General features: G+C 70.2%; 6 protein-coding genes and 2 pseudogenes. 4 read left to right on the top strand and 4 right to left on the bottom strand.

Annotated features, from left to right (window positions below):
* A pseudogene (locus tag HOQ08_RS10735) lies at positions 1-276 on the top strand (protein BatD); the annotation flags it as partial.
* Here HOQ08_RS10735 and HOQ08_RS10730 read toward each other — a convergent pair.
* Positions 263-790: an O-acetyl-ADP-ribose deacetylase gene (locus HOQ08_RS10730; protein ID WP_291194369.1), complete on the bottom strand. Its 528-nt coding sequence runs from the start codon at positions 788-790 to the stop codon at positions 263-265. The pseudogene HOQ08_RS10735 and the gene HOQ08_RS10730 sit on opposite strands and share 14 nt — an antisense overlap.
* Before the next feature lie 63 nt (positions 791-853).
* Between HOQ08_RS10730 and HOQ08_RS10725 the strand changes: the two genes are divergently transcribed.
* Both HOQ08_RS10725 and HOQ08_RS10720 read left to right on the top strand, forming a co-directional pair.
* A complete protein-coding gene (locus HOQ08_RS10725; protein ID WP_291194367.1) occupies positions 854-1,309 on the top strand; it encodes a MarR family transcriptional regulator in 456 nt (151 codons plus the stop codon).
* A 213-nt stretch (positions 1,310-1,522) separates the two neighbouring features.
* A complete protein-coding gene (locus HOQ08_RS10720) occupies positions 1,523-1,915 on the top strand; it encodes a hypothetical protein (RefSeq protein ID WP_291194364.1) in 393 nt (130 codons plus the stop codon).
* Positions 1,916-1,961: 46 nt separating this feature from the next.
* Here the strand turns inward: HOQ08_RS10720 and HOQ08_RS10715 are convergent, their stop codons facing one another.
* The 3 genes from HOQ08_RS10715 to HOQ08_RS10705 form a co-directional block, all read right to left on the bottom strand.
* Positions 1,962-3,398 (bottom strand): M20/M25/M40 family metallo-hydrolase, encoded by a 1,437-nt coding sequence (locus HOQ08_RS10715; protein ID WP_291194361.1) that lies wholly within the window; start codon positions 3,396-3,398, stop codon positions 1,962-1,964.
* Between the two features lie 133 nt (positions 3,399-3,531).
* Positions 3,532-3,933: a large-conductance mechanosensitive channel protein MscL gene (gene mscL / locus HOQ08_RS10710; RefSeq protein WP_291194358.1), complete on the bottom strand. Its 402-nt coding sequence runs from the start codon at positions 3,931-3,933 to the stop codon at positions 3,532-3,534.
* Between the two features lie 80 nt (positions 3,934-4,013).
* Positions 4,014-4,700 carry a fumarylacetoacetate hydrolase family protein gene (locus HOQ08_RS10705; protein ID WP_291194355.1) on the bottom strand — a complete coding sequence of 229 codons (687 nt, stop codon included), beginning with the start codon at positions 4,698-4,700 and terminating at the stop codon, positions 4,014-4,016.
* A 260-nt stretch (positions 4,701-4,960) separates the two neighbouring features.
* On the opposite strand from HOQ08_RS10705, the pseudogene HOQ08_RS10700 reads away from it, so the two are divergent.
* Positions 4,961-5,206, top strand: a pseudogene (locus HOQ08_RS10700) (efflux RND transporter periplasmic adaptor subunit); the annotation flags it as partial.

The raw sequence follows: 5,206 nt of genomic DNA, 5'->3' as shown, positions 1-5,206 counted from the left end.
CACGGCAACGATGCCGCGACGCAGGCGCACGCACTGCTGGCCTGGGCGCGCGCCGAACGGCCGGGCCTGGCGAACCTGGGAGCACTGGCCGACGCGCTCGCCTCGGCGGCGCAGCGCGAAGCGATCGACCGGCTGCAGCGCCGCCGCTTTGCCGCGACGGAAGGCGAGGCGGCGCCGGACCTGGCGGCAGCCTTCGCGTCGGGCTTCCAGTGGCGCGACACCCGTTCCGGCGATGAGCCGCCGCTGCCGCCGCTCTACCCGTTCAAGCTGCGTTGAACACCCGCTGCCACAGTGCAGTCATCGCGCCGTCGCGGAAGCAAAGGTGCACGCCGATCAGCGCTCCGGTCGCTTCGGCCAGGGTCTTGCGCAGGCTGGCGCAGGCGACCTCGGCCGCCAGTTCCGGCGGATAGCCGTAGGCGCCGCAGCTGATCGCGGGAAAGGCGACCGAGCGCAGGCCATGCCCGCGGGCCAGCCGCAACGCGTTGCGGTAGCAGGCCGCCAGCAGCTGCGGCTCGTCCTGGCCGCCGCCGCGCCACACCGGGCCGACCGTGTGGATGACGTGGGTGGCGGGCAGGTCGAAGCCGGGCGTGATGCGCACCTCGCCGGTCGGGCAGCGCACGCCGGGGGCGACTTCCGGCAGCGCGCGGCAGGCTTCCAGCAGGCGCGGGCCGGCCGCGTGATGGATCGCACCGTCGACGCCGCCGCCCCCGAGCAAGCTCCGGTTGGCGGCATTGACGATGGCGTCGACGGCAAGGCGGGTGAGATCGGCAGTGAGCAGACTGATGGACATGGGACGTGTGTTTCGCGCGGGTGGCGCTTTATCCTTGGACGTAGGGATGGGAATGCAGAACCAATGAAACCCGAAGATATTCCGTTCGGTTACCTGCTCAGCGACGTGACCTTGCTGTTCCGCAAGCATTTCGATCGCCGCGCCGTGCGTTTCGGGCTGACCCGCGCGCAGTGGCGGGCGATCAAGATGCTGCACCATCGCCAGGAAGACCTGCGGCAGACCGAGCTGGCCGAGTTCCTGGAAATGGAACCGATCGCGGTCGGCCGCGTGATCGACCGCCTGCAGGCGGCCGGCTTCGTCGAACGCCGCCCCGACCCCAAGGACCGTCGCGCCTGGCGATTGCACCTGACGCCGCGTGCGCGTGCGGTGATCGACGACATGCAGGAGATCGGCCGTGGCCTGCGCAAGGACGCCACCGCCGGCATCAGTGCCGAGGAGCTGGCGCAGGCGCTGGCCGTGATCGGCCGCATCAAGGACAACCTGCAGGCGCTGGAGCAGGGCGAAGCCGACCAGGACTGACGCCGGCCAAGTCCCATGGCAGGGGCGCGATGGCCGCCCGCTGGGTTCAGTGCCATGACGGGTAGACCGGTCGCCCGGCAGCCGGATTGCGGCGAGTCCGCCCCATGGCAGACGCCGGCCCGCGCGGTCGCGGCGCACATCCAAGGCGGCCCGGCGTTTTCATCGGCGTTGCGCTAGGGTGGCGGCCAGGCATCCCAAGGAGACAGCCATGCCATGCCACGCCACGCCACCGCAGCGCTGACGGTCGTGCTCGCACTCGGCGGCGCCGCCTGCGCGGCGGCGCGTGCCGCCACGCCGGGCCTGCTCGACGATGCGGCGCTCAGGGCCTACGCCGCCAGGCCGTTCGACAAGCACGCGATGATGGGGCAGACGATCGAGCTGGGCCGCAACCACGGGCTGCCGGTGGTGGCCGAGTTCCCCTGTGCGGACGTGTGCCCGCAGTACACCGTGCGGATCATCCACTACCGCCTGCCCGAAGGCACCGGCTGCACCGCCGCGGGCGGCGTGGAGAAGAGCGTGGGCGTGCCGGTGGCGATCGCGGTATTGCCCAAGACCTTCTGCATGCCGAAGGCGCTGGTGGAGAGCGGCGCGTACTACACGCGCTGACGCATTGTCCGGAGGGCGGGCCTGAGCCCGCCCTCCGCAACGTACATCAGTCGCCCGCGCCGTCGTGGGCGAACGCGCCCGGCGCCGAGCCGAAGTCGCCGTCGGCCTGCGCGGCCATGTACGAGAACGCCGCGTACACCGCCACGTTCTGCGCCAGGTCCTTCGGGTCGATCTTGTCCAGCGTGTCGTTGGCGGTGTGGTGCCAGTCGAAGTAGTAGGTGCCGTCCTGGGTCAGCGACAGCGCCGCCATGCCCTTGCCGTGCATCTGCGAAAGGTCCGAGCCGCCGCCGCCGGGCTTGCTGGCGTCATAGCCCACGCCGATGGGCGCGAGCACCTTGGCGATCTGTCCGATCGCGCCACGCGCTTCGGGCTTCACGCTGGCGCTCATGCGCCAGACTTTGCCCGAGCCGAAGTCCGACTCGGTGCCCAACTGGAACTTGGCCACCTCGCCGGCGTGCTTGTCGGCATAGGCGCGGCCGCCCCACAGGCCCATCTCCTCGTTGGCGAAGGCGATCACGCGGATGGTGCGGTCCGGCCGCTGCGGCAGGTCGCGGATCAGCTTGCCGGCGGCCATGGCGATCGCCACGCCGGCGCCGTCGTCGATCGCGCCGGTGCCGAGGTCCCAGGAATCCAGATGGCCGCCGATCGCCACCACCTGATCGGGATATTTGCTGCCGGTGACTTCGCCGATCACGTTGGCGCCGGTGTATTGCCCCTCGATGCCGCAGTCGAGGTCGAGCCTGACCGTCACCGGCTTGCCGTAGCCGAGCACGCGGGTGAGCTGGTCGGCATCCGGGTTGGACAGCGCCGCGGCGGGAATCGTCTTGGCCGGATCGCGGAAGCCGGTGACGCCGGCGTGCGGCGTGCGGCTGTTGGGGTCGGTGCCGGCCGAGCGCAGCAGGTAGCCGGCGGCGCCCTTGGCCTGGGCGATCACCGGGCCCTGCACGCGGATCGGTGAGCCGATGCCGTAGTCGTGGCCGTCCTTGTGCCGCTGCATGCGGAAGTCGACGTAGACGATCTTGCCCTTGACCGTGGCCGGCGCAGCGGCCTTGAGCGCATCGAGGCTGTCGAAGCGCACCACCTGCGCGGTGAGCCCGCCCTTGGGCGTGCCCGGCGAATAGCCCAGCGCGGTGAGCGCCAGCGACTGCGGGAAGGGCGCGACGATCGCGCCATGCTCGCTGCGGCGCACCCATTTGGGATAGGTCACCGGCTCGGTGTAGACCTTGTCGAAGCCCAGTGCCTTGAACTTGGCGACGGCCCAGTCCACGCCGCGCTGGTCGGCCGGGCTGCCGGCCAGGCGCTGGCCGACTTCGGTGGTGAGCGACTCGACGATGCGGTAGCCGGTGTCGTCGTGCATCGCCTTGTCGCGCAGTTGTTCGGCCGTCTTTACCGCTGCGGCGGGGATGGTGGTGTCGGCGGCGCTGGCGTAACCGCTGGCCAGCAGCAGGCTGGCGGCGAGCAGGGTGAGGCAGGGACGGCGCATCGGGGGACTCCGCTGGGGATGAACGCCCGATTATTGGGGCCGTGGCAGGTAACCGCGTAGGCCGGAAGTCACGGCAGCCGCATGAGGAACGGGGAACGCCCTGCGCCTTCCCCGTCCCCGGTGCCGTTTCCGCCTATGCCCTGTTCCTGAGCAGGTCGCGGATTTCCGTGAGCAGCACCACGTCGGCGGCCGGTGCAGCCGCTTCGGGCGCGGGCTTGCGGGTGATCTTGTTGATCACCTTGACCATCAGGAAGATCGCCAGCGCGATGATCAGGAAGGTGATGATGGTATTGATGAAGGCGCCGTACTGGATCGCCACCTCGGCCACCTTGTTGGCGGGATCGGCGGGCTTGAGCACCCATTTGAGGCTGCTGAAGTCGACTCCGCCGGTGGCCAGGCCGATCGGCGGCATGATTATCTGGTCGACCAGCGAAGAGACCACCTTGCCGAACGCAGCGCCGATGACCACGCCGACGGCGAGGTCGATCACATTGCCGCGCATGGCAAATTCCTTGAACTCCTTAAGCATGCCCATGCCTTTTCTCCCGGTGATGGGAATCCCCCGGCTATCGACTGTAGCGCGCGCCATGCGATCGATAAAGGCGGCGCGCCGGATCAGGCGATGCGGCCGTCCAGCGTCGCGATGTCTTCCAGTTCGGCATGGAAGCGGTCACCCCGCCGCAATGCCGCCACGCCGGCCGGCGTGCCGGTGAAGACCAGGTCGCCGGACCTGAGCTCGAACAGCTTCGATAGCGCGGCGATGATCGCCGGCACGTCATGCACCATCGAGCCCAGGACGGCCTGCTGCCGCAGTTCGCCATTGACCGTCAGCGCGAGGCGGGTCTGCGGTCCCGGCCGGCCCCGTTCCGCCGGGCGCAGCGCCGAGACCGGCGCGGAATGGTCGAACGCCTTGGCCACGTCCCAGGGATGGCCCTTGGCCTTGGCCTGCGCCTGCAGGTCGCGGCGGGTCAGGTCCAGGCCGACGCCGTAGCCGAAGATCAGGCTTTCCGCCGCGTCCGTTCCGATGTCGCGCCCGCCGCCTGACAGGGCCACCACCATTTCCACCTCGTGGTGCAGCTCGCCGGTGGCGGACGGGTAGGGCACGTCCGCGCCGTCGCTCACCACCGCATCGGCCGGCTTGCAGAAGAACATCGGCTGCTCGCGGTCCACCGCCGCGCCCATCTCGCGCGCGTGGTCGGCGAAGTTGCGGCCGATGCAGAAGATGCGGCGCACCGGAAAACGGGCGTCGCTGCCGAGCACCGGCAGGCTGGGCATGGCGGGAGGCGGGATGGCGTAGCGCATGCACACGAGCCTAGCAGAGCGCACCGTTCGCCTGCGCCGGCAAGGTGGCCGCGTGTTGCCAGCTGCAAGTGCGAGGACGGAGGCGCGCCGGGCGCGCACTGCGCGCAGCTTGCCCGGGCGCAGTCTTGCAAGCGGCGCTGCGCCATCGGTTAGCATCGAGGTTCCAGAATGACACCTGTCACTTGCGATGGTTGATGCGGCGGGCTTTTGCGCGAGCCGGCCTTGCCGCATTGTCTGCACCTGCATCAATGGATGGCGGCATGGAGTCGGGCGTGGAGAACGGGGATCTGCTCAGGCAGCTGAAGATCGAGCGCAACCAGCGCGAGATGGTGCATGCGGCGCCGGTGCGCTGGCCGTGGATCGCGGGCGCGGCGGTGTTGGTGTTGCTGGCGCTGGGCGTCGGCGGCTGGTGGCTGTTCGCCCAGCGCGCGGTCGCCGTGCGCACCGCCACGGCGACCGCACCCAGCAGCGCCGGCGGGGCCGGCGCGGTGCTGCCGGCGACCGGC

Origin of the sequence: Frateuria sp. (assembly GCF_013362045.1) — a bacterium.
Taxonomy (GTDB): Bacteria; Pseudomonadota; Gammaproteobacteria; order Xanthomonadales; family Rhodanobacteraceae; genus Frateuria_A.
This window is presented reverse-complemented; position numbering and strand designations above follow the sequence as displayed.